Origin of the sequence: Micromonospora trifolii, assembly GCF_022229005.1 — a bacterium.
Taxonomy (GTDB): domain Bacteria; phylum Actinomycetota; class Actinomycetes; order Mycobacteriales; family Micromonosporaceae; genus Micromonospora; species Micromonospora trifolii.
The window spans coordinates 36987-60282 of the sequence record NZ_JAKKFD010000027.1 but is presented as its reverse complement, the minus strand read 5'-3'; the positions used below and the strand labels follow the sequence as shown (position 1 = coordinate 60282).

The window sequence follows — 23296 nt, the reverse complement described above, 5'->3', positions numbered from 1 at the left end:
TCAGCAGGCTGGGTTGGCGGCGACGCACATCCGGCGGGCGGCGACCTCGGCAAGGCGGCGCAGGTCCAGCTCGGTGCCGGCCTGTCCCAGACTGAGCACGGTGATCAGGTCGCCCACCCGGACCACTGCGGTGGTGGTCGGCCGGGGTGGTGCACCGATGGGCTCGCCCGTCTTCTGGTCGACTGGCTGCGAACCGGTGTGCCGCAGCAGCGCGGCGCCGTCGCCGGCGAAGTCCCGCTGGACCACCGCCCAGCGGTGCGTCGCCGACCCGGTGCCCGTTGCGCCCCCCACCTTGTATTCGCCGACGCTGTTCCACTCGGCACACGGGGCGACCAGGTCGTCCAGATTGGCGAGTAGCTGGACGGCCGCGTCCGGAGCCAGCCGGAAGACGTCCTGCGTGACCAGACCATCGGACTCGGTGAGGATTGCCGCAGCGCGCTTCGGCACCAGGGTCTGCGAACGGGACAGGATCGAATACTGCCAGCCGGGCGAGTGCCCCTGACTCGCCCGGCAAACAGCGAGCATGTGGTCCAGCAGGACCGGCTCGCCCAGCCCCGATTGGCTGAGCTGCACATCGACCTGTTGTGGCAGGTCGGCTGGCTGCAACAGGGCGTCGGTGGTGATCTCGTGCTGGGTCGGCGAGGCGGAGGGCGCGGCGGCCGGCAGGGCCGGCGGCGAAGACTTCCTCGGGGCGGCGACCGCCACAGCGGAAACCCCGGCGAGGGCCAGCACGACGGTCGCCACCACGATCCTGCGCTGGCTGCGGCGACGGCCCCGGGACCGGATCTCCTCCGGGGCGAGCCACCGCACGTCCCGCAGGTCCCGGTGGATCTGTTCGACGAACGTCGGGTCGTCACGCATCGGTTGCCTCCTCCAGGTCAGAGACGGCGAGCAGACCGGCGAGCGCGGCACGCCCCCGGGAGAGTCGAGCCTTGACAGTGCCCACCGGGGCTGCGGTCTCCCGCGCCACCTCGGCGACCGGCATGCCCATCAGGTAGTACAGGGCGATGGCGACGCGCTGTTCCTCGGGCAGTCGACGCAGCGCGGCGACCACCTCGACGGTGTCGGTGCCCGGCCCGGGAACCGTCTCGGTCGCACCGTGCCGCAGGTACGCACGGGCCCGGCTCCGCAGACTGCGCCACCGGCTGACCGCGATCCGGCTGGCGACCACCCGCAGCCACGCCTCCGGGTCGTCGTACCCGCTGACGGTCGACCAGCGCTGCCACGCCCGGATGTACGCCTCCTGCACGGCGTCCTGCGCCTCGCCCCGATCGCCGGTGAGGGCGTAGACGAACCCGAGGAGTCGTTGCCGACTCCCCCGGTAGAACTCGTCGAACCCGTCGACGTCCGGCACCCGTTACCTCCCCGTGTCGGTCGCTGGGAACACGCACCGGGCGGGGTCGTCGGTTGCCCCGGTCAGGCGATCATCTTTTCCAGTTCGGTGAGTGGGAACGCGCCGGCCCCGATCCGCTCCCGGACCGCCCGGCGTACGGCCCGCTGCACGACGACGTTGACCGGTGTCGGTACGCCGTGCAACCGGCCGAGCAGTGCGATCTCGCCGTTGAGGTGGTCGACCTCGGTCGATCCGGTGCCCCGGGCCAGGCTCTGCCAGGTGGAGCCGCCGGAGCGGGCCTCACCGTCGACCGGGCGCTGCCCGACCAGGTCGCCGCGTTCGGCCTTCTCGTCCGGCGAGGTGTGCGAGATGCCGGCGGCGGCGAGCGCGGCGACGCCCTCGGCGCGTACCCGCTCGACCAGCGCGTCCGGGATGTCCTGTCCGAGCAACGCCTGTAAGCCGTTGCCGAGGTTGCTGAGCAGCTTGCCGTACTTCCAGCGCAGCACGTCGGTGCGGACCGGGGCGACGAAGCCGGCGTCGGTCAGGTCGGCGGCGACCGCCCGGTCGGTGTCGTCGGCGCCCCCGGGGTAGCGCCCGATGTGGAGCATCCCGGGATGCGGGTACCCGTTGGCGACCACCACACCCGGGTCCAGGTGGGTGGCCGGCAGCCAGACGCAGACCGGGTGCACGTCGGCGAAGAGGCGCAGCGCGGCCCGCTCGTTGGCCACCCCGTTCTGCGCTGTCACCAGTGGCAGACGCTCGCCCGCCGTGCCGCCGCCGGCCACCGGCGCGTCCACCCAGGCGGCCAGCGCGCCGGCGGTGTCCTGCGACTTCACTGTGAGGATCAGCACGGTGTCCGCTGGCAGCGGCTGGTCGGTGGGCCGGTCCACCGCCGCGAGCCGGGCGGTGACCTCACCGTCGGGCTGCCGCAGTGTCAGACCCCGCGCGCGGATCGCGTCCAGGTGGGCGCCGCGGGCCACCACTGTCACGTCCCGGTCGGCCTGGGCCAGCCGTACGCCGATGGTCCCGCCGACCGCACCCGCCCCGATGATCACGTATCGCATGGCCCCATTCTGCCCGCCCGTGCGCCTTCCGCCCGTGCGCCTTCAGCCCGCCGGTCAGCCGGTGGTCAGGCCGGCGTCGGTGAGGATCGGGCCGGCGAGCAGCAGCGCGCCGGCGAGCAGCGCCGCCAGGTTGACGATGGCGAAGACGCCAACCCAGAAGAGCGGCGGGAACGGGGTGAGCCCGGCGAGTTGGTCGGCATCGGAGGCGGGCATCCGGCCCCGCGAGCGCAACCGTTGCAGCTCGACCACCGGCCGCACCCCACCGAGCAGCAGAAACCACACCCCGGCGTACGCGAAGGCGGCCTGGACCTGCGGTGTCGCGTACCACGAGACGGCGAACACCAGCGCCCCCGTGATCAGCAACGACACCACTCCGAAGGCGTTGCGGATCATGACGAGCATGGCCAGCAGCAGCGCCACTGCCACCCACAGCAGCAGGGTGATCCGGTTACCACCGAGCAGCCAGGCACCGGCCAGCCCGACGAGCGGCGGCGCGACGTATCCGGCGAGCAGGGTGAGGATCATGCCAGGCCCGGTGGGGCGGCCGGCGGAGAGCGTCAGCCCGGACGTGTCCGAGTGCAACCGGATGCCGTGCAGCTTGCGGCCGGTGAGCAGGGCGACCAGGGCGTGCCCACCTTCGTGCGCGATGGTGATGGCGTTACGGGCGATCCGCCACGGCAGCCGGGTGGAGACCACCACCAGCGCGACGGCCCCGGTGATCAGCACCAGCAGCGCGGGCGGGTCCGGCTGCGCGCCGAACAGCGTGTCCCACAGGTCGCCCAGCCCGTCGATCGACATCATGGGGCGCGAGCCTACCGGCGGCGTTCCGTGTCGCTCCCGAGGCACCGGCTCGTATCCTGTGAAACTGATCGGGTGGCGAGTGAAGCGGGAGGTGGACGCAGGTGAGCGCAGCCCCCCTGGAACCGCACGTCGGCCTGTGGACCGAGGCCGACTACTTCGCCTTGGGCGAGACGCCTGACCGGATCGAGCTGCTCGACGGGAGCCTGCTGGTGAGCCCTGCACCGAGCCGACGGCACCAGCGGGTGTCGCGCCGGCTGGCGAACAGCATCGAGGCAGCAGCAGAGCCTCGCGGTCTCCTGGTCTATGACGCGATCAACGTCCGGCTCGGCGTCGACCGGGTCGTCATCCCGGATCTCGTCGTCACCGACGCCGACGACGACGGCACCTATCTCGACTCCGACCGAGTGTCTCTCGTCGGTGAGGTCGTCTCGCCGGGCAACGCCGCAGCCGACCGCCTGCTCAAGATGCAGCTCTACGCCATTGCGCGAATCCCCTGGTATCTGCTTGTCGAGCAGGATGGGGACGCTCACTCGTTGCGGCTGTTCCGGTTGGATGGTGAGCACTACGTCGAGGACCAGGTGGCCAAGCCCGGCGAGAAGCTGACCGTCGTCGAGCCGTTCCGCTGGCAACTCGACCCGGCCACACTGCGCTGATCCGTCCCGCCCCGGCCAGCGGACCTCCACGCCCCGCCCGTGAAGCTTTTTTCCGGTCACCCTTGTGATCTAGGGCACTTACCTCCAAAGATGAATGTCGATAGAGCGACGTCCTTGGAGGCATTCATGGCCCGTACCCGATCATCGCTGCGCCGCGCGCTCGCGGCCGGCCTCACCGTCCTCGCCACCGCGGCGGCGGCCCTGGTCGCGACCGCCGGACCGGCGGCCGCCGCCACCACACCCGGTGTCGACGTGTCCCGCTACCAGGGCACCATCAACTGGACCAGCGTCCGCAACGCGGGCATCCAGTTCGCCTTCATCAAGGCGACCGAGGGCACCAGCTACAAGGACCCGAACTTCAACGCCAACTACGTCAACTCGTACAACGCCGGGGTGATCCGCGGGGCGTACCACTTCGCCCGCCCGAACATCTCCGCCGGCTCGACCCAGGCCAACTACCTGGCCTCCAACGGCGGCGCCTGGTCCGCGGACAGCCGCACCCTGCCGGCCGCGCTGGACATCGAGGGCAACCCGTACGCCGGTGGCTACTGCTACGGGCTCAGCACGACCGGGATGCGCAACTGGGTGCAGGACTTCCTGAACACCTACCGCTCCCGCACCGGCCGGTACGCGGTCATCTACACCACCACGAGCTGGTGGAACCAGTGCACAGGCAGCTGGACCGGCCCGTGGGCGAACCACCCGCTCTGGCTGGCCCGCTGGTCGAGCACGCCGGGCGCCCTGCCGGCCGGCGCGTCGGTCTGGAGCTTCTGGCAGTACACCAGCACCGGCGCGGTCTCCGGGATCAGCGGCAACGTGGACCGCAACTACTGGAACGGTGACCGAAGCCGCCTGATCGCGTTGGCCAACAACACCTGACCGGGCCGTTGGCGGCAGCGGGATCGACGGTCACCATCACGGTCGACAATCGGTCCGGCTGCCGCCACCCACCGGGTACGGGTCAGACCCGCCGTCGGCTCAACGCCGGCACCATCACCGGAGCATCCTCGCGGACCAGCGCGTCCCGCCGGCTGAGCCGCCGGACGCCCACCGCACCAACGGTGATGGCAACGACGCCCAACAGCGCGACGAGTACCGGAAGCCCAACGCTGATCAGCAGCAGTGCCACATCGCCGAGTGCGACGAGCATCCACAGTGCCAGCCGGGGCCGGGCGTTCCTGTATCGGTAACCCATGTCGCACCTCCCTCCGTCGTTGGAGATCAGATACCCCGAACGACGCAAGAACATGCGAGAGAGATTCGCGCAGGTGCGGAACGCCTGTCAGTTGACCCGATCGGGCTTGAAGCCCTTGACGACCTGGTCGAAGTTGGCGAGGTTGGCCTGCCAGTCCTTCTCCGCGATCTCCCACCGGATGGCGTAACCCCGGTTGGTGGCCGTTACGAAGCCCCGGTTGCGCACGTGGATGCGGGTGTTGTCCCGGGTCTCCAACCACTCCCAGTCGGCGCAGGTCCGGTACCAGTCGCAGGCCTTGATGCTGCCCACCAACTGGTAGTTGCTGACCAGACTCCGACGGTCCGGTTCCTTCTCCTTCCAGTCGGCGACCGCGTCCTTCTTCGGGCTGGGCGTCCACTGGACCAGCATCTTGCCTGGCCCCCCGGACTGGTTGAAGACGACCGTGTCCGAGCTGGTCTGACGGCCGCTCCAGCCGGGTGGAAGCGGAATAGAGAAGGTCGGCCCCCTGTGCAGCTTCCAACCCGCCGGCAGCGCGTTCGGATCGGTCGACGGCGTGGCCGAGGGCGACGCACTCGGTGCGCCCGTGGTGGGCGGAGGCGCCGCCGGAGCCGAGGACTGCGCCGGCGCCGACGTCACGGCCGCCCCGGTCGTCGGGCCGGTCTGCGGGGTCTCGTTGTCGTCGCCCTTGGTGAGCATCGGCACGATCACCACGAGGCCGATCAGCAGCAGGGCCACAAGCGCCCCGATCAGCAGGTTGCGTCGGGTGTTGTTCGGCTTCGTGCCATCCGACAGCGGCACCGCAGCGCGGCCGGCCGGGCTCAGCGGCGGCATAAGCGACGTCGGCGTGGTCGGCTTGCGCTGCTCCGGAGCCACCGGCGGACCGTCGACAACCGTCGGCTCGTCGTCGACGTCCGTCGTACCGTCGCCGCTCGTGTCGGGCGCGGCCGTGACCTTCGCGGTCGGCTCGGCATCGGACGGGTCGGCATCGGACGGACGGTCGATCGGGGCGGTCGGCTCGGCCGGCGCCGCTGTGGTCGGCTCGGCCGGCACGACCGCGGTCGGGTCGGCGACCTCACCGGAGGAGACGATGGCCGTCGGCGTGGCATCGGCGGCGGGGGTCGCTGCGGCAGCAGAGGTGGCGGCGGAGGCGGTCGCGGAGGCGGCCGGCGGCGGCGACACCGGCCGGTCGGCACTCTCGGCCGGTCGCGGGGCGGGCACCACCGGCAGGCGCGGCTCACGCGGACCGTTCGGCCCAGGCCGGCGTACGCCATCAAGCAGTGAGATGCCGCGCGACCGCTTGCCGGCGGCGCGGCGCAGCAAGCGCTCGGCCACCTCGGCGGTGATCCGCTCGTTCGGGTCCTTGCGCAGCAGCCCGTTGAGCACTGCCTTGAGCGGACCGGCGTTCTTCGGCGGCGGAATCGGCTCGGTCGCCAACGCGGCCAGGGTGCCGATCGCCGACGGCCGGGCGTACGGCGACTTGCCCTCGACCGCCGCGTAGAGCGTCGCGCCCAGCGACCACAGGTCGGCCTCCGGCCCGGCAGTGCCGTCCCGAGCCCGCTCCGGCGAGATGTACGCGGGCGAGCCGAGCACCATGCCGGTGCGGGTCACGTTGGGGTCGCCGGGGATCGTGGCGAGACCGAAATCGGTCAGCACCACCCGGCCGTCGTCGCCGAGCAACACGTTGCCGGGCTTCACGTCGCGGTGCATGACACCCGCCTTGTGCGCGGCGCTGAGCGCGCCCAGCACGCCCAGGCCGATCTCCACAGTGCGGGCCACCGAAACGGGGCCGTCCTCGGCGAGAGTGTCCTGCAACGACTTCGACGCCACGTACTCCATGACGATCCACGGATCGCCGTCGGTGCGCAGCACGTCGAAGATGCGGACGACGTTGGCGTGGTTGAGCCGGGCGATGGCCCGCGCCTCCCGCAACGAGCGCTCGCGCATCTCGCGGCGCTCCTCATCGGTGAGACCGGGAGGCGGCACCAACTCCTTGATGGCGACATCTCGATGCAGCACCTCGTCGCGCGCCTTCCACACCCGGCCCATGCCACCCTGGCCGAGCGGCGACAGAAGCCGGTATCGGTCAGCGACGAGTTGGGGAAGCGCGTTCGACATCGGTGAGACGGTACCCGGACCCGCTGACGCTCACACCGCCGGCACGCCACTGTGCGCTTCGCGTAACTTCGCGCCGCGTACCCTGGCGGCATGTCTGCCGAAGAGCCGCTGTTCCGGGTCGTCCGCGGCGTGCCCACCGCCGAGGAGTTGGCCGCTCTGGTGGGGGCGATCATCATCCGGTCCCGTCCGGCCGCCGCCCCTGCGGAGGCGCCCGCGTCCGCCTGGGCGCGCAGCGGTCGACCGGGCAACTCCCGTGGGTGGCGTGCCGCCGGCCTTCCCCGCTGACCCCGAGAACCGCCGTACGGGGGCTGTCAGGGTGGCGTTGAGCCGTTAACCTCACTCAGGGAAACGGTGCCGTTACGGGTAGGGAGGATCCATGATCCCCGAAGAGGACCGGCCAGCACCCTGGCTACGCGGTTACGGCGGCATCGAAGCCGACATCAGCCAGCTCAGAGAGTTCGCCGACCGGCTCGCCGCCGAAGTCGAGAGCAACTACGCGCCGCACCTGTCGTACATCGCCGAGGACATGTCCGCGAAGCTGCCCAACCCGTGCGACGCCTTCATCGAGCTGGTCACCTTCCTGCACGCGCACCACGAGACGCAGCAGGCCACCGCCGACATGGTGTACGCCGTCCGAGGCGCCACCGGCCACCTCGCCGCCGCCGCCGACCAGGTCGCCACCCACTACGCCGACAGCGACGCCTTCACCGCTGCCCGAGTGGTCGACGTGCAACGAGCCCTCGCCAACCCGGCCAGCGTCCTCCCCGGCGGTCCGACGCCGACCCTCACCGACCCGACCAGCCCCGACGCCGCAGGGCCGGTGGTGCTGCCATGATCGAGCGGGGCACCGGCCGCACCTCCGGCCTCACCGACTGGCACCTCATGGATGTCAACAGCATGTGGGCCTGCCTCCAGGACCACGACACCGCCAACCACTGGAAACAGGTCGCCGGCTGGCGCAAGGTCTGCGACCTGGCGCAAATCCACCTCGGCCGCCTCCAGCAGTACCGACGCGGACTCGCCGAGGCATGGCCTCCCGAAACCAGCGCCGCCTCCCGCACGTACCTCGCCGAACTCGACGAACTCATCGACAAGGTGCAGCGCACCCACGACGCCGCCGCCGCGAACTACACAGCGCTGTCCGCCGCGACCCAGGCCATCGGCACCACCCGCGCCGCACTCCGCAAGATCCACGAGGAGTACGCGACCAAGTTCCAGCAGAAGCAGGCGTACGAGTCGATGGTCGCCGACCCGAAAGCGGTGATGGCCAATCGGGCAACCCAGCCGCCTGTTGCTGACGGGGAACTGGAACGGCTCAACGTGCAGGCGCGATCCATGATGTTCAGCCTGAGCGGCGAACTCCAACAAGCCCAAGCAACCCTCCGAAAACCACCCGTGGCACCTCCGCAGTCCGGTAAGGATATTTCTAACCCGGATGTGTACGGAAGCGCTTCAGCGCCCATCATTCCGCCGATCTTGCCAGCACCTATGCCACCAAAGACGACGGCGAACCCGTCCGCCACTAAGCCCACCGCAGCCGCACCAGTGCCCATAGCGACCGGAAATGGTCCAATTCTTAATGGCGCTGTAGCAGGCGCTCCATTAAGCCCACCCAGCCTAGGACAGCCCGGCCTGTCCACTGCATCGAATCCCCCTTCCTTGCCGGGGGTACCACCCGTCCTTCCGCCTGCTGCCACCACCGCGCAAGTGAGCCACCAGCCCGGGCAACCGATCGGGAGACCTGGCCCCAATGGCTCGAATGGCCCGTCTCGCGCTCCCGGGCTGGATCCGTCGCGAACGATGCCGCCTGGAGGCCTTATCGGCAGCGTTCCCGGATCGCTGCCCCGTCAACCCGACAGCAACAGCGTTCCCCCACGACGAGTGAACCCGGTTGGAGGCGTGATTGGTGGCGGTGGCGCCGGAACTGCCCCTACTGGCGCGGCCGGATCCCGCCCTTCCGCAGGTAGAGGCCTTTCCAGTGCACACGGAATGCCTCCGATCGGCGGAGCGCCGGGGCCTTGGAGTTCTGGGATGAGTGGAACAGGCAATCCTAGGCGGAACGACGGCAATACAGCAGAGCCGAATCGCTGGGACCCGGACAATCCTTGGGAAACGCAAAAGGGAGTTAACCCAGTGGTCCGCCCTCCCGACGACGAGGGGCCAATAGACCCAGGACCGGCAATCGGCATCGGCCGGTGAAAAGGTCGACCACACAAGCCTTCCTCGCGATCCTGATATCCGTCGGGATTATCGCCCTATCATCCAGCCCCATCGCCGCGAGGGCACCCAGCCTGCCGCCTGACGTTGGCCCAAACCGCGTTCGCTCCGACCAGTGGCATTTAGCAACCCTAAACTCGGGAGAGGCCAACGAGATCAGCCAGGGTGAGGGCGTAACCGTGGCAGTACCGGACACAGGCGTTTACCCGCATCCAGACCTAAGAGCGAATCTCCTCCGCGGAGTCGACCTTACCAATGAAGGGGGGAGCAATGATGGCCAAAGCGATCGAAATAGCCACGGCACCGGGATGGCCGGCCTCATCGCTGCCCACGGCCAAGAAGGAAGCCGAGGAGCTCGAGGTATAGCACCGAAGGCCAAGGTCTTGCCAATTATTTCCTCGACGGCCGACAATCAGAGCAGCCCAGACAATCTGGGTAGGGCAATCGATTATGCCGTTTCCTCTGGTGCTGGCGTCATCAGCATTTCCAGTGCTGGAGGCTCCAGCCCTGCCCTGCGTCGCGCGATCAGGGGAGCTATTCTCGCGAATGTTGTCGTCGTCGCCGCTGCAGGTAATCGACCGGCCGACACGGAAGTTGGTTACCCCGCGTCCGAGGACGGCGTCCTCGCCGTGGGGGGCATTGACAAATCCGGCACTCACGCTGCCGTCTCGGTATCTGGGCCGGAGATTGACGTGGTTGCGCCCGCCGTCGACATCTACAGCACGAGCATCGACGGCAAGTACCGCAAAGGCACCGGCACCTCCGACGCGACGGCGATCGTTGCGGGCGCGGCTGCGTTGATCAGGTCCAAGTACCCATACCTGCCGGCCCGCGAGGTGGCGCACCGGCTCACGGCTACCGCCGTCGACAAGGGCCCTCCTGGGCGTGACGACGAGTACGGCTATGGGGTGATCGATCTTGTGGCGGCGCTGACGGCAGACGTACCGCCCCTCGGGTTTGAATCGGTGAGCGCCCCGGCCGGTGCTGGCCGGACCACGACGGCTGGCGCTCAACCGGATGACGAGAGCGACAGCGCGACAGCGCGTGGGCTGGCCACTCTCGGAGTGCTCGTAGCTGCCGGGGTCGGGTGGGCCGTGATGGCGCGGCGACGGCGGCGCGGTGATGATCCTCCACCCAGAATCAGTCGCTGAACGATCAACTAGGCGGTGATCCACTCGACTTTCAGGAAATCGCGGTGTCCGGGACGACGGGATAGCGCGGTTTCCTGAAAGTCGAGTGGATCAAGGCCACCCGGGCCACACGGGCCACCCCACCACCGGGCCACCGGGCCACCGGGCCACCCGACCACCGGACCACCGGACCACCTACCGACCCAGGCCACCCAACGGACCCAGGCCACCTGCCGACCCGGGCCGCCGGACGGCCGGGTACATGGCCGTGCTGGCGGGGTGTCGGTCTTGGTGGGGGCCTGGGCGGTAACGTCGGGCTGGTGTCTGAGACTTTGCCGCTCCGCCTCGTGCTCGCTTCGGCGAGCCCTGCCCGTCGTAAGTTGCTCCAGGCTGCTGGTATCGAGCCGGAGGTGCTGGTCAGCGGGGTGGACGAGTCCCTGGTGGTGACCGAGCGGGCCGAGGAGTTGTGCCTGGAGTTGGCTCGCCTGAAGGCGCAGGCGGTCTTGACCCGGCTGAACCCGGCCGCCGACCAGCGGACGTTGGTGATCGGCTGCGACTCGGTGCTCGCCTTCGACGGTGAGATTCTCGGCAAGCCGGCGGATGCGGCCGACGCGACCCGGCGGTGGCTGCGGATGCGGGGGCGCAGCGGCGTTCTGCACAGCGGGCACTGCCTGGTCGACGTTGCCGCAGGGCGGCGCGCGGAGGCGGTCGCGTCGACGACTGTCCACTTCGCTGACATCAGTGACGACGAGATCGCCGCTTACGTTGCCACGGGTGAGCCGCTGGCGGTGGCCGGCGCGTTCACGATCGACGGGCTGGGTGGGCCGTTCGTGGAGCGGATCGAGGGTGACGCGGGGACTGTGGTCGGGCTGTCGATGCCGCTGCTGCGCCGGCTCCTCGCCGAGCTGGATCTGCGGATCACCGACCTGTGGACGACTGTCGCGCCGGGCGGCCAAACTGTCGAGCCGCTCGGTAACGTCCGGTCATGACCACCAAGTCGATCCCGCTCACCAACGAGCTGCACGCCTATCTGGTCGCACACGGCTCCCCGCCGGACGAGATCATCCGTGACCTGGCCGAGGAGACCCGGTCGGTGCTGCCGGAGCACGCCACCATGCAGGTGGCTCCGGAGCAGGCCGCGTTCCTGACGTTCCTCACCCGGCTGCTCGGCGTGCGGCAGGCCGTCGAGGTCGGCACGTTCACCGGGCTTTCGTCGCTGGCGATCGCCCGCGGGTTGCCCGAGGGTGGGCGACTGACCTGCTTCGACATCTCGGAAGAGTTCACCGGCATCGCCCGGCGCTACTGGGCGCGGGCCGGCGTGCAGGATTCGATCGACCTGCGCATCGGCCCGGCGGCGGACGGGCTGCGGGAGTTGCCGCACGAACGGCACCTGGACTTCGCGTTCATCGACGCGGACAAGACCGGCTACCCGATCTACTGGGCGGAGTTGGTGCCCCGGATGCGTCCGGGTGGGGTGATCGCCGTCGACAACGTGTTGCGTGGTGGGCGGGTCATCGCCCCGCAGGACGCCAATGACCGGGCCATCGCCGCGTTCAACGACGAGGTCCTCGCCGACGTGCGGGTGGACCTGGTGATGCTGCCGATCGCGGACGGCCTGACCCTCGCCCGGGTCCGCTGAGCCCCGGGAACCGCTGACTGCCGACAGCCGCCGAACACTGATGGTGGGGTGTCCCGCCAGGGGACACCCCACCATCGAGGAACAGCAACAGCCAGCGTCAGCGGACGCTGCGGGCGAACTGGCGGGCGGCCCAGTAGACGCCTAGCGCGGCGAGGACCGCTGTGATGCTGAGGCCCTGCCAGACCTTGTCGCTGCCCAGGTCACCGGCGAACAGTGCCCGGGTGCCGTCGACCGCCCAGGAGAACGGGTTCCAGTTGGCGATGCCCTGCAACCAGCCGGGTGCGAAGGTCAGCGGCAGCAGGATGCCGGAGAGCAGCAGCACCGGTTGCGCCACCGTGTTCATCAGCGGGGCCAGCGCGTCCTCGCTCTTGACCTTGAGGGCGACGCCGTAGGAGACGGCCGAGGTCATGAGGGCGATCAGGGCGAGCATCAGGTACGCCAGCAGCAGGTCCCCGATGAACACGCGCAGGTCGAAGATGAGCGCCAGCAGCGTGATGATGACGGCCTGCACCAGGAGCGAGACCACGTCGCGCAGCGAGCGGCCGAGCAGCAGGGCGAGCCGGCTGATCGGGGTGACCCGGGAGCGTTCGATGACGCCGGCTCGCAGCTCGGCGATCAGGCCGAAGCCCTGGAACAGGCCACCGAAGATGGCCAGCAGCACCAGCAGACCCGGTACGAAGATCTTGTAGGCGGCGGCCTGGGTGGGCGCGTTCAGTGCGGGCTTGAGCAGCGGGGCGAAGAGCAGCAGGTACATGACCGGCTGGAACACGCCGACGAAGACCCAGACCGGGTTGCGGAGCAGGAGTTGGATCTGGCGCTGGAAGATCAGCCACGTGTCACGGGCGAATTTCATGAGAGTCGTCTCCGGTGGTCAGGACTCGCGCAGCGAGCGGCCGGTCTTGGTGAGGAAGACGTCGTCGAGGCTGGGTCGATGCAGCTCGATCGAGCGCAGCTCCAGCCCGGCGTGGTCGAGTCGGCGCAGCACCTGCGGGATGGCGGTGGCGCCCTCGTCGACGTAGAGGCGCAGGCCGCCCTCGTCGACAGTCTCCAGCTTGTTGACGTACGGCTCGCCGTCGAGCGTCTGGGCGGCCTGCGGGGTGGCGGCCAGGTCGAGCCCGACCAGCACCACGTCGCCGGAGATCTCCCGCTTGAGCTCGGTGGGCGTGCCCTCGGCCACCACCTCGCCGTTGTCCATGATCGCGATCCGGTCGCAGAGCGCGTCGGCCTCGTCCAGGTAGTGCGTGGTGATGAAGACGGTCATCCCGTCGGCGCGGAGCCGGCGGATCTCGTCCCACATGTGGGCGCGGCTCTGCGGGTCGAGGCCGGTGGTCGGCTCGTCCAGGAAGACGATCTTCGGCTCGTGGATGATGCCGAGGGCGATCTCGACCCGGCGACGCTGGCCGCCGGAGTAGGTCTTGCACTTGCGGTCGGCGTACTCGGTGAGCTGGAAGGCGTCCAGGGCGCGGGCGGCGCGCCGTTGCGCGTCGGCCTTGTTGATGCCGTACATCCGGGCGTGCAGCACCAGCTCCTCGCGGGCTGTGGACTCGTCCCAGGTGCTGCCGCCCTGCGGGACGTACCCGATGCGGCGGCGCACCTCGGCCGGGTCCTTGCGCAGGTCGGCGCCCGCGATGGTGGCCTCGCCGCCGTCCGGCTCGATCAGCGTGGCGAGCATCCGCAGCGTGGTGGTCTTGCCGGCGCCGTTCGGGCCGAGGAAGCCGAAGATCTCGCCCTTGGCAACGTCAAGGTCGACGCCCCGCACGGCGTCCACCGTCTTCGTCTCTCGACCCGCGCGGGAGCGGAACGACTTCCGCAGCCCCCTGGTCTCGATCATTTCTGCTCCTGGTCGTTTCGGGCCGGTCGGGCCGGCCGTCGAGTGGGACGACGCCGGACGGCGCACTCCCCCGCTGTGCCGCAGAAGGCTAACGCGATATAGCTTTTTTAGTCAACGTTGATTATTCCGCGTCGGTGTCGGACTGCTCCGCACCGTCCCTCCACCCCGACCAACCCTGCGCTTCATCCAGCTCAGCAGGCAGGTACGACACTCCGGAATCGATCCGTTCGGCGATCCGCTCGCACCAGGTCATCTCCGCCTCCGCCCGCGCCGACCACAGCTCGAACATCCAGCCCACGTGGGCCGGCTTGCGGTTGCGCACCCAGTCCGACTCCAGCGAGGCACGCATCGACTCCACGCCGGCGCGCAGCAGGTTGGCACGGTTGCGCAGGGCGGCGGCCGCCTCGGCGCGAGGCATCGCCGGCAGGAAGGAGAAGGCCGCCACGAACGGGTCGGCAGGCTCGCTGATGGTCCACCAGGAGTTGCGCAGCAACGTCTCGAACTCGTCCTCCCCCTTGACGGTCACCTCGTACGTGGTGCGCGCTGGACGGGCGCCGACCTGCTCGGTCGCGACGGCGCGGAGCAGCCCTTCCTCGGTGAGCTTGCGCAGGGCGTGATAGATCGATCCGGGCTGCACGTTCGCCCACTTGTCGGCGCTCCAGCTCAGCAGCTCGCGGCGCACGTCGTAGCCGTGCACGGGCTGCATCCACCGCACCAGACCGAGAATCATCATCCGAGTCGAAGACACCCGATAAGCGTAATAGCCAAGTTTGACTAAGCCGTGGCGGGTGCAGTGCGGCATCCCACACTGAGCGATCGTTAGGGCCGCTGTGGGCGGCCGATACACTCCCCGTCAGTAACCTGCCCGGGAGGAGCCACGAAGGTGCGCAAGGTACTCATCGCCAACCGCGGCGAGATCGCCGTCCGGGTGATCCGCGCGTGCCGCGACGCTGGCCTGGGCAGCGTCGCCGTGTACGCGGACTCCGACCGCGACGCCCTGCACGCCACCCTCGCGGACGAGGCGTACGCCCTCGGCGGCGACAGCGCGACCGAGACCTACCTGCGCATCGACAAGCTGCTCGACGTCGCCGCTCGGGCCGGCGCCGACGCCGTACACCCTGGTTATGGCTTCCTCAGTGAGAACGCCGACTTCGCCCAGGCCGTCATCGACGCCGGGCTGACCTGGATCGGCCCGACCCCGCAGGCGATCCGCGACCTGGGCGACAAGGTCACCGCCCGGCACATCGCCCAGCGGGCCGGCGCACCGCTGGTCCCCGGCACCCCGGACCCGGTGGCCAGCCCGGACGAGGTGATGGCGTTCGCCGTCGACCACGGCCTGCCGGTCGCCATCAAGGCCGCCTTCGGTGGCGGCGGGCGCGGCCTCAAGGTCGCCCGCACGATGGAGGAGATCCCCCAACTGTTCGAGTCGGCCACCCGGGAGGCGGTCGCGGCGTTCGGTCGGGGCGAGTGCTTCGTCGAGCGGTACCTCGACCAGCCCCGGCACGTCGAGGCGCAGGTCCTCGCCGACCAGCACGGCAATGTGATCGTGGTGGGCACCCGGGACTGCTCGTTGCAGCGACGTCACCAGAAGCTCGTCGAGGAGGCGCCCGCGCCGTTCCTCACCGACGCCCAGCGCGCGCAGATCCACGAGAGCGCCAAGGCGATCTGCCGCGAGGCCGGCTACCACGGCGCCGGCACCGTGGAATACCTGGTCGGCGTCGACGGCACCATCTCCTTCCTGGAGGTCAACACCCGACTCCAGGTCGAGCACCCGGTCACCGAGGAGACCGCCGGCATCGACCTGGTCCGGGAGCAGTTCCGGATCGCCGACGGCGAGAAGCTGCGGATCACCGAGGACCCGACGCCTCGCGGGCACGCAATCGAGTTCCGGATCAACGGCGAGGACCCGGGCCGCAACTTCCTGCCCGCCCCCGGCACTGTCACAGCGCTGCGCCTGCCGAGCGGGCCGGGTGTGCGGGTCGACACCGGCATCTCGGCCGGCGACGTGATCGGCGGCAACTTCGACTCGCTGCTCGCCAAGGTGATCATCACGGGTGAGACGCGGACCGAGGCGCTGGAGCGCGCCCGCCGCGCGCTGGACGAGATGGTCCTCGACGGGATGGCCACCGCGCTGCCTTTCCACCGGCTCGTCGTGCGGGACGAGGCGTTCACCGCCGAGCCGTTCACAGTGCACACCCGGTGGATCGAGACCGAGTTCCACAACACGGTGCCGCCGTTCACCGCCGCCGCCGGCGCCGCCGAGGCGCCGGCCGAGCGCGACACCGTCGTGGTCGAGGTCGGCGGCAAGCGCATCGAGGTCAGCCTCCCCGCCGGCTTCGACGGGAGTACGACCACCGCGGCACCCGCCTCCCGCAAGCCGACCCGGCGCGGCGGCGGCGCCAAGGCCGGCGCCCCGGTCGGCGGCGACGCGCTCACCTCGCCGATGCAGGGCACCATCGTCAAGATCGCGGTGGCGGACGGCGACACAGTGGCCGAGGGTGACCTGGTCGTGGTGCTGGAGGCGATGAAGATGGAGCAGCCGCTGCACGCGCACAAGGCGGGTACGGTCAGTGGCCTCAGCGCCGAGGTCGGCGCCGTGATCACCGCCGGTGCCCCCATCTGCACCATCGCCTGAGCCGCCCGGCGGGCGGTCAGCGCAGGGTTTCGGCGGCGACCGCGCGGACGGCGGCAGTCAGGGCGTTGAGCACGTCCGACTCCAGCCGCCAGTGCTGCCAGTACAGCGGGACGTCGAGGTGTCGGCCCGGTGCGAGGTCGACACAGCCGCCGGCGGTCAGGTCGGCCTCGGCGATCTGTTCCGGCACCATGCTCCAGCCCAACCCGAGCCTGATCATTTCGCTGAACGCCGGGATCGACGGTACGTAGTGCACCGGCGGGTCGAGCGGTCGACCGGCCACCGCCCGGATGAACCGGTGTTGCACCCGGTCCTTCCGGTCGAAGACGACAAGCGGGGCGCTCGCCAGCGCGGCGGCGGTGAGTCCCTTGGCGAAGTGGGCCGCCGCGAATTCCGGCGTGGCCAGTGTGCGGTAGCGCATGGACCCGAGCCGCAGCACCCGGCAGCCCTGCACTGCCTCCCGCTGGGCGGTGACCGCAGCCGTCACCGAACCGTCGCGGAGCAACTCGGCGGTGTGGTCCTGATCGTCCTGCCGCAGGTCGAACGAGAGCCCGGCCCGCTGCGGCAACCGGGCCAGCGCGGCGGGAAACCAGGTGGCCAGCGAGTCCGCGTTGACCACCACGGCGACCCGGATCCGACCGCCGCCGGCCAGCGGGCCGCGGGCATCGGCCAGCGCCTCCCGTTCGAGCAGCGCGAGCTGGCCGGCCAGGCGCAGCAGCGGGCGGCCGGCGTCGGTTGCCACGCACGGACGGGCGCGGCGGACCAGCACCTGGCCGACGGTCTCCTCCAGCGCCTTGATCCGTTGGCTCACCGCCGACGGCGTGACGTGCAGCAGCCGGGCCGCCGCGTCGAAGCTGCCCTCCGCCACCACCGCCGCGAGGGTCCGTAGCTGCGCCGAGTCGAGACCATCCATTAGCTGAGCTTAAGTTGCGTCAGAATCTTTAGTTGGACTGGTGGCTGTCGGCGGCCCTAGCGTCGACTCCGTGCTCACCTCCGCCGTCGCCGGCTTCTCGATCTCCATCGCGCTCATCGTCGCCATCGGCGCCCAGAACGCCTTCGTCCTGCGCCAGGGCCTGCGACGCGAGCACGTCGTACCCGTGGTGCTGGCCTGCGCCGCCTCGGACGCGCTGCTGATCATGGCGGGGGTGGCCGGGGTCGGTTCGCTGGTGACCGGCCGACCGGGCCTGCTGATGGCGATCCGGTGGGGCGGCGCGGCCTTCCTGCTCTGCTACGCGGGGCTCGCCGCCCGCCGCGCCCTGCGTCCCGGCGCCCTGCTGCCCACCGAGCGTCCGCCGGCCACGTTGGGGGCGACACTGCTCGCCTGCGCCGCCTTCACGTATCTGAACCCGCACGTCTACCTGGACACCGTCCTGCTCCTCGGCAGCGTGGCCCAACAGCACCCGCACCGGTGGGTCTTCGGCGCCGGCGCCGTCCTGGCCAGTGTGGTCTGGTTCACCGCGCTCGGCGTCGGCGCCCAGCGCCTCGCACCGCTGCTCGCCCGCGCCACGGCCTGGCGGGTGCTGGACGCGGTCATCGCCGTCGTGATGGCCGGGCTCGCCGTGGCGCTCCTGCTGGGCTGACCAGCTCTTACGCGACGTCGACGACAGCGGAGGCGACGGAAGTGTTTTCCACGACCACCGGCGGCGGGACGCTCCACGAGCGGGGATGATGGGCCGAGTGCGGTTCCTACACGGCGCGGCTCCCGCGCACGACCTGACCTATACCGACGTCTTCATGGCGCCGGCCCGCTCCGACCTGGGCTCCCGGCTCGACGTCGACCTCTCCACCGGCGACGGCACCGGCACCACCATTCCGTTGGTGGTGTCGAACATGACCGCTGTCGCCGGACGGCGGATGGCGGAGACGGTCGCCCGCCGGGGTGCCATCACGGTGATTCCGCAGGACATTCCGATCGAGGTGGTGGCGAATGTCGTCGCCTGGGTCAAGCAGCGCCACCTGGTCTACGACACGCCCATCACGCTGGGCCCGACCGAGACCGTGGGTGACGCCATCCACCTGCTGCCCAAGCGCTCGCACGGTGCGGTGATCGTGGTCGACGACGCCGGCCGGCCGATGGGTGTGGTCACCGAGGCGGACACCACTGGCGTGGACCGCTTCGCGCAGCTGCGTCACGTGATGTCCACCGAGTTGCACACCGTGCCGGCGGACGCGGATCCGCGTACCGGCTTCGACCTGCTCTCGGCGGGCCGTCGCCGACTCGCCCCGGTGGTGGACGCCGAGGGTCGGCTGGTCGGGGTGCTGACCCGACAGGGCGCGTTGCGCGCCACCCTCTACACGCCTGCCGTGGACGACCGGGGCCGACTGCGGATCGCGGCGGCCGTCGGGATCAACGGGGACGTGACCGGCAAGGCCTCGGCGCTGCTGGAGGCGGGGGTGGACACGTTGGTCGTGGACACCGCACACGGCCACCAGGCACGGATGATCTCCGCGCTTCAGGCGGTCCGGAAGCTGGACCCGGGGGTCCCGGTGGCGGCCGGCAACGTGGTCACCGCCGAGGGCGTACGCGACCTGGTGGAGGCAGGAGCGGACATCATCAAGGTCGGCGTCGGCCCCGGCGCGATGTGCACCACCCGGATGATGACCGGCGTGGGTCGACCGCAGTTCTCCGCCGTGCTCGACTGCGCAGCCGCCGCCCGCCAACTGGGCCGGCACGTGTGGGCCGACGGCGGAGTGCGGCACCCCCGGGACGTGGCGCTCGCGCTCGCCGCCGGCGCGTCGAACGTGATGATCGGCTCCTGGTTCGCCGGCACCTACGAGTCTCCCGGTGACCTCTACACCGACGCGGACGGCCGGCGGTACAAGGAGAGCTTCGGAATGGCCTCGGCTCGGGCTGTCAGCGCCCGAACCGCCGACGACAGCCCGTACGACAGGGCCCGCAAGGCGGTCTTCGAGGAGGGCATCTCCTCGGCCCGGATGCACCTGGACCCGGCCCGCCCCGGTGTCGAGGACCTGATCGACGAGATCATCGCGGGGGTACGCAGCGCCTTCACCTACGCCGGCGCCCGGGACCTGACCCAGTTCCACGAGCGGGCCATCGTCGGCGTGCAGAGCGCCGCCGGCTTCACCGAAGGAATGCCCCTCCCCACCAGCTGGTAGCCCCACCCACCCACCCACCCATTCACCCATCCACCCTCGTTGATCATGAGGTTGTTGCCTCCCGCGTCGGCGTGTCATGGCAATAACTTCATGATCAACCGGGTGGGGGCGTGAGCCCCGGGGAGGGGCGTGGGCCCCGGGGGGTTGGTTCTAGGTTGACAGTCGGCGGAGCACGGCGCGGGCTGCCTCGCGGGGGTTGTCGCCCACCCGGTCGGGCAGCGCGCCGGCCAGCCAGAGGGTGGCGAAGCCGTGCGCGATCGACCAGGCCGCGAGCGAGTCCCGGTCGGTGTCGGCGGGAGCGCCGCCGGTGGGTAGCGCCGCCACCCCGGAGCGGAGCGCCGCGCCGGCCCGACCCCGCGCCGCGGTCAACTCGGCGTCGTCGGCCCGGTAGAGCTCCGGCCGGAACATCACCTCGAAGTACGCCCGGTGCGTGACGGCGAAGTCGACGTACGCGACGCCGGCCTCCAACAGGTCGCCATCCGCCTCGGTCAACGTCTGGGCCAGCAGGTCGAAGCCCTGCGCGGCGAGCGCGGTGAGCAGGCATGCCTTGTCGCCGAAGTGGTGTGCGGGCGCGGCGTGCGAGACACCGGCCCGGCGGGCCAGGTCGCGCAGGCTCAGCGCGGCGGGCCCGACCTCCCCGACGGCCTCCAGCGCCGCGGCGAGGAGGGTGCGACGCAGGTCGCCGTGGTGATAGGCGCGAGTGTCCGTCATGCGCCAATCCTATCTTGCCATTGACAAGATGCGCCTCTGGCGCGCAATCTTGCCACTGACAAGTTTTCCCGAGGAGGATTCCGATGGCACCCCTGATCGCCTTGATCGTCGGCACCGCGCTGGCCCGACTCGCCGGTTTGGCCGGCATCTCTGCACTGGACGGCTGGCACCCCGCGCTGCGCGTCGGGCTGGCGGTGATGTTCACGCTGACCGCCGTCGCACACTTCGTCGGCCAGCGCCGCGCCGGCCTGATCGCGATGGTCCCGCCCCGACTGCCCCGACCGGACCTGCTGGTCGCCGTCACCGGCGTGCTGGAACTGGTCGGCGCCGTCGGCCTGCTGGTGCCGGCGACCGCCCGGGTCGCGGCAGCCGGGCTCGGCCTGCTCATGCTCGCCATGTTCCCGGCCAACGTCTCGGCCGCCCGTCGTGAACTGACCCTCGCCGGCCACCCGGTCACTCCGCTGGCACAGCGCACCGTCCTACAGATCGTGTTCGTGGCCACCGCTGCGGCAATTTCGTTTGGCCCCTGACTATCAGGGAGCTAACCTACCTGTCGTGGAACTCGTGACCCTCCAGGACGTGCCGCTCGGCCGGCTGCTGGTGGTGGCCGGGCACCTGGTCGGGCAGCGGTGGAACCGCTACCTCGCCGAGGAGCACGGCCTCACCCAGGCCGGCATGATCACCCTGATGACGCTCGCCCGACACGGCGAGTTGCCGCACCGGGCGGTCGCCGAGAAGGGGTTCGTCCGCCCGGCGACGCTGACCGGCATCGTCGACACGCTCGAGCGCGACGGTCTGGTCGAGCGGCAGCGCGACGACAACGACCGACGCAGCATCCGACTCGCCATCACCCCCGCCGGGCGGGAACGGGTGGCCGCGCTCGGCGCGCTCATGCACTCCGGGCGGCCCCTCACCTCGGTCGACGCCGACCCGGCGAAGGCCAAGGTGATCCGGGAGTTCCTGCTTGAGGTCATCGGCAGCGGAGACGACCCGCGGATGACCGGACGCCCTACCGAAACGAAGGACCCGGCGTGCTGATCCGACTCCTGCGCGGCCAACTGCGCACCTACCAGAGACCTTTGCTGGCGGTCGTGCTGCTCCAGTTCGTGGGCACCATGGCCTCGCTCTACCTGCCCAGCCTCAACGCGGACATCATCGACCAGGGCGTGGCCCGGGGCGACACCGACTACATCGTGCGCACCGGCGGCTGGATGCTGCTGGTCAGCCTGATCCAGATCGTCTGCTCGATCGCCGCCGTCTACCTGGGCGCCCGGGTCGCGATGGGCTTCGGCCGCGACGTACGCGCCGAACTGTTCGGGCACGTCAACCGCTTCTCCGCCCGCGAGGTGGCCCGGTTCGGAGCGCCGTCGCTGATCACCCGCAACACCAACGACGTGCAGCAGGTGCAGATGCTCGTGCTGATGAGCTGCACGATGCTCGTCGCCGCACCGATCATGAGCGTCGGCGGCGTGTTCATGGCACTGCGTGAGGACGTCGGGCTCTCCTGGCTGATGCTGGTCAGCGTGCCGGTGCTGGCCATCGCCCTCGGCGCGATCATCCGTCGGATGGTGCCGGGCTTCCGGCTGATGCAGACCCGCATCGACACTGTCAACCGGGTGCTGCGGGAGCAGATCACCGGCATCCGGGTGGTCCGCGCGTTCGTCCGCGAGCCGTACGAGACGGACCGCTTCGGCGTCGCCAACGCCGACCTGACGGCCACCGCTCTGCGTACCGGCCGATTGATGGCGTTGATCTTCCCGGTGGTCATGCTGGTGCTGAACGTCTCCAGCGTGGCGGTGCTCTGGTTCGGCGCGCAGCGGGTGGACGCCGGCGCGATCCAGGTCGGCGCGCTCACCGCGTTCCTCCAGTACCTGATGCAGATCCTGATGGCGGTCATGATGGCCACCTTCATGCTGATGATGGTGCCGAGGGCGGCGGTCTGCGCCGAGCGGATCGTCGAGGTGCTGGACACCGACTCCTCGGTGGTCCCGGCCGCCGCGCCGGTCACCGAGCTGCCCACCCGAGCCGAGCTGGAGCTGCGCGGGGTGCGCTTCCAGTACCCGGGCGCTGTGGAGCCGGTGCTGCGCGACATCTCCTTCCGGGCGACACCGGGCACCACCACGGCGATCATCGGCAGCACCGGCGCGGGAAAGACGACCCTGCTGTCGCTGATCCCCCGCCTGGTCGACGTCACCGCCGGCGCGGTGCTGGTCGACGGGGTGGACGTGCGGGAGTTGGCGCCGGACGAGCTGTGGCGGCGCATCGGCCTGGTGCCGCAACGGCCGTACCTGTTCACCGGGACGGTCGCCAGCAACCTGCGCTACGGCAACCCGGACGCCACCGACGAGGAACTGTGGACGGCGCTGGAGATCGCCCAGGCCCGGGACTTCGTGGCCCAGATGCCCGGTGGGCTGGACGCCCCGATCGCGCAGGGCGGCACCACCGTCTCCGGCGGGCAGCGGCAACGCCTCGCCATCGCCCGGGCCCTGGTCCGGCAACCGGAGATCTACCTCTTCGACGACTCGTTCTCCGCGCTCGACCTGGGCACCGACGCGCGGCTGCGAGCGGCACTGCGGCCGGTCACCGCGCAGGCGGCAGTGGTCATCGTGGCCCAGCGGGTCTCCACGATCATCGACGCCGATCAGATCATCGTCCTGGAAAACGGAGGCGTCGTCGGAGTGGGACGACATGCGGAGTTGTTGGAAACCTGCCCGACGTACGCCGAGATCGTGGCCTCGCAGCAGACCACGGAGGTGGCGGCATGAGCGAGCGTGACGAGCCGCGCACCGCGGCCGTACCCAGTCAGAAGCCGGCCGGCGACGGACGGACGCCCGATGAGACCGCGCAGCAACCCGGCG

At 70.4% G+C, this 23296-nt stretch carries 25 protein-coding genes; 14 read left to right on the top strand and 11 right to left on the bottom strand.

Annotation, left to right across the window (positions count from 1 at the left end; translation table 11 throughout):
* From NIE79_RS18220 to NIE79_RS18205, 4 genes are all read right to left on the bottom strand, one after another.
* Complete coding sequence (locus NIE79_RS18220; RefSeq protein ID WP_238679708.1) at nt 1–861, bottom strand: hypothetical protein; 861 nt, start codon at nt 859–861, stop codon at nt 1–3.
* Nucleotides 854–1354 (bottom strand): SigE family RNA polymerase sigma factor, encoded by a 501-nt coding sequence (locus NIE79_RS18215; protein ID WP_238679707.1) that lies wholly within the window; start codon nt 1352–1354, stop codon nt 854–856. Before NIE79_RS18215 ends, NIE79_RS18220 begins: the two co-directional genes overlap by 8 nt.
* Nucleotides 1355–1416: 62 nt before the next feature.
* Nucleotides 1417–2397 (bottom strand): ketopantoate reductase family protein, encoded by a 981-nt coding sequence (locus tag NIE79_RS18210; RefSeq protein ID WP_238679706.1) that lies wholly within the window; start codon nt 2395–2397, stop codon nt 1417–1419.
* Nucleotides 2398–2451: 54 nt separating this feature from the next.
* Entirely contained in the window at nt 2452–3198 is a 747-nt protein-coding gene (locus tag NIE79_RS18205) for a M50 family metallopeptidase (protein ID WP_238679705.1), read from the bottom strand.
* Between the two features lie 101 nt (nt 3199–3299).
* On the opposite strand from NIE79_RS18205, the gene NIE79_RS18200 reads away from it, so the two are divergent.
* Together NIE79_RS18200 and NIE79_RS18195 are read left to right on the top strand one after the other, a co-directional pair.
* Nucleotides 3300–3851 carry a Uma2 family endonuclease gene (locus tag NIE79_RS18200; protein WP_238679704.1) on the top strand — a complete coding sequence of 184 codons (552 nt, stop codon included), beginning with the start codon at nt 3300–3302 and terminating at the stop codon, nt 3849–3851.
* 126 nt (nt 3852–3977) lie between these two features.
* The gene (locus NIE79_RS18195; RefSeq protein ID WP_091394392.1) at nt 3978–4730 is read left to right on the top strand and encodes a GH25 family lysozyme; all 753 of its coding nucleotides are present in this window, start codon (nt 3978–3980) and stop codon (nt 4728–4730) included.
* 82 nt (nt 4731–4812) lie between these two features.
* On the opposite strand, the gene NIE79_RS18190 is transcribed toward NIE79_RS18195, so the two are convergent.
* Nucleotides 4813–5046, bottom strand: coding sequence for a hypothetical protein (locus tag NIE79_RS18190; RefSeq protein WP_238679703.1), 234 nt, complete (start codon nt 5044–5046; stop codon nt 4813–4815).
* 87 nt (nt 5047–5133) lie between these two features.
* The gene (locus NIE79_RS18185; protein ID WP_238679702.1) at nt 5134–7161 is read right to left on the bottom strand and encodes a serine/threonine-protein kinase; all 2028 of its coding nucleotides are present in this window, start codon (nt 7159–7161) and stop codon (nt 5134–5136) included.
* 90 nt (nt 7162–7251) lie between these two features.
* Between NIE79_RS18185 and NIE79_RS18180 the strand changes: the two genes are divergently transcribed.
* The 6 genes from NIE79_RS18180 to NIE79_RS18155 all read left to right on the top strand — a co-directional run bounded on the left by NIE79_RS18180 (nt 7252) and on the right by NIE79_RS18155 (nt 12147).
* Nucleotides 7252–7446: an acyl-CoA carboxylase epsilon subunit gene (locus tag NIE79_RS18180; protein ID WP_238679701.1), complete on the top strand. Its 195-nt coding sequence runs from the start codon at nt 7252–7254 to the stop codon at nt 7444–7446.
* Between the two features lie 91 nt (nt 7447–7537).
* The gene (locus NIE79_RS18175; RefSeq protein ID WP_091394404.1) at nt 7538–7996 is read left to right on the top strand and encodes a hypothetical protein; all 459 of its coding nucleotides are present in this window, start codon (nt 7538–7540) and stop codon (nt 7994–7996) included.
* A complete protein-coding gene (locus tag NIE79_RS18170; RefSeq protein ID WP_238679700.1) occupies nt 7993–9360 on the top strand; it encodes a hypothetical protein in 1368 nt (455 codons plus the stop codon). The genes NIE79_RS18175 and NIE79_RS18170 overlap by 4 nt, the downstream gene beginning before the upstream one ends.
* Nucleotides 9361–9389: 29 nt before the next feature.
* Nucleotides 9390–10529: a S8 family serine peptidase gene (locus tag NIE79_RS18165; RefSeq protein ID WP_372471650.1), complete on the top strand. Its 1140-nt coding sequence runs from the start codon at nt 9390–9392 to the stop codon at nt 10527–10529.
* Between the two features lie 299 nt (nt 10530–10828).
* The gene (locus tag NIE79_RS18160) at nt 10829–11497 is read left to right on the top strand and encodes a Maf family protein (RefSeq protein ID WP_238679699.1); all 669 of its coding nucleotides are present in this window, start codon (nt 10829–10831) and stop codon (nt 11495–11497) included.
* A complete protein-coding gene (locus NIE79_RS18155; protein WP_238679698.1) occupies nt 11494–12147 on the top strand; it encodes an O-methyltransferase in 654 nt (217 codons plus the stop codon). Before NIE79_RS18160 ends, NIE79_RS18155 begins: the two co-directional genes overlap by 4 nt.
* Before the next feature lie 97 nt (nt 12148–12244).
* Here NIE79_RS18155 and NIE79_RS18150 read toward each other — a convergent pair whose 3' ends face one another.
* The 3 genes from NIE79_RS18150 to NIE79_RS18140 form a co-directional block, all read right to left on the bottom strand.
* The gene (locus NIE79_RS18150) at nt 12245–13000 is read right to left on the bottom strand and encodes an ABC transporter permease (RefSeq protein ID WP_124823257.1); all 756 of its coding nucleotides are present in this window, start codon (nt 12998–13000) and stop codon (nt 12245–12247) included.
* Nucleotides 13001–13018: 18 nt separating this feature from the next.
* Nucleotides 13019–13978 carry an ATP-binding cassette domain-containing protein gene (locus NIE79_RS18145; protein WP_238679697.1) on the bottom strand — a complete coding sequence of 320 codons (960 nt, stop codon included), beginning with the start codon at nt 13976–13978 and terminating at the stop codon, nt 13019–13021.
* A gap of 121 nt (nt 13979–14099) precedes the next feature.
* Nucleotides 14100–14711: a PadR family transcriptional regulator gene (locus NIE79_RS18140; protein WP_238679779.1), complete on the bottom strand. Its 612-nt coding sequence runs from the start codon at nt 14709–14711 to the stop codon at nt 14100–14102.
* A gap of 150 nt (nt 14712–14861) precedes the next feature.
* On the opposite strand from NIE79_RS18140, the gene NIE79_RS18135 reads away from it, so the two are divergent.
* A complete protein-coding gene (locus NIE79_RS18135) occupies nt 14862–16613 on the top strand; it encodes an acetyl/propionyl/methylcrotonyl-CoA carboxylase subunit alpha (protein WP_238679696.1) in 1752 nt (583 codons plus the stop codon).
* A gap of 16 nt (nt 16614–16629) precedes the next feature.
* Here the strand turns inward: NIE79_RS18135 and NIE79_RS18130 are convergent, their stop codons facing one another.
* Nucleotides 16630–17523 (bottom strand): LysR family transcriptional regulator ArgP, encoded by an 894-nt coding sequence (locus NIE79_RS18130; protein WP_238679695.1) that lies wholly within the window; start codon nt 17521–17523, stop codon nt 16630–16632.
* 70 nt (nt 17524–17593) lie between these two features.
* Here NIE79_RS18130 and NIE79_RS18125 point away from each other — a divergent pair, with 70 nt between their 5' ends.
* Together NIE79_RS18125 and NIE79_RS18120 are read left to right on the top strand one after the other, a co-directional pair.
* Nucleotides 17594–18190: a LysE/ArgO family amino acid transporter gene (locus tag NIE79_RS18125; protein WP_238679694.1), complete on the top strand. Its 597-nt coding sequence runs from the start codon at nt 17594–17596 to the stop codon at nt 18188–18190.
* 97 nt (nt 18191–18287) lie between these two features.
* The gene (locus NIE79_RS18120) at nt 18288–19727 is read left to right on the top strand and encodes a GuaB1 family IMP dehydrogenase-related protein (RefSeq protein WP_238666740.1); all 1440 of its coding nucleotides are present in this window, start codon (nt 18288–18290) and stop codon (nt 19725–19727) included.
* Between the two features lie 150 nt (nt 19728–19877).
* Here NIE79_RS18120 and NIE79_RS18115 read toward each other — a convergent pair whose 3' ends face one another.
* Complete coding sequence (locus tag NIE79_RS18115) at nt 19878–20438, bottom strand: TetR/AcrR family transcriptional regulator (protein WP_238679693.1); 561 nt, start codon at nt 20436–20438, stop codon at nt 19878–19880.
* Nucleotides 20439–20521: 83 nt separating this feature from the next.
* On the opposite strand from NIE79_RS18115, the gene NIE79_RS18110 reads away from it, so the two are divergent.
* The 3 genes from NIE79_RS18110 to NIE79_RS18100 are packed head-to-tail and all read left to right on the top strand — an operon-like array spanning nt 20522 to nt 23203.
* On the top strand, nt 20522–20968 hold the full coding sequence (locus NIE79_RS18110; protein ID WP_238679692.1) for a DoxX family protein: 447 nt from the start codon (nt 20522–20524) through the stop codon (nt 20966–20968).
* A 25-nt stretch (nt 20969–20993) separates the two neighbouring features.
* Nucleotides 20994–21476, top strand: a complete 483-nt coding sequence (locus tag NIE79_RS18105; RefSeq protein WP_238679691.1) for a MarR family winged helix-turn-helix transcriptional regulator — start codon at nt 20994–20996, stop codon at nt 21474–21476.
* Nucleotides 21470–23203 (top strand): ABC transporter ATP-binding protein, encoded by a 1734-nt coding sequence (locus NIE79_RS18100; protein WP_238679690.1) that lies wholly within the window; start codon nt 21470–21472, stop codon nt 23201–23203. Before NIE79_RS18105 ends, NIE79_RS18100 begins: the two co-directional genes overlap by 7 nt.
* The last annotated feature ends 93 nt before the right edge of the window (nt 23204–23296 follow it).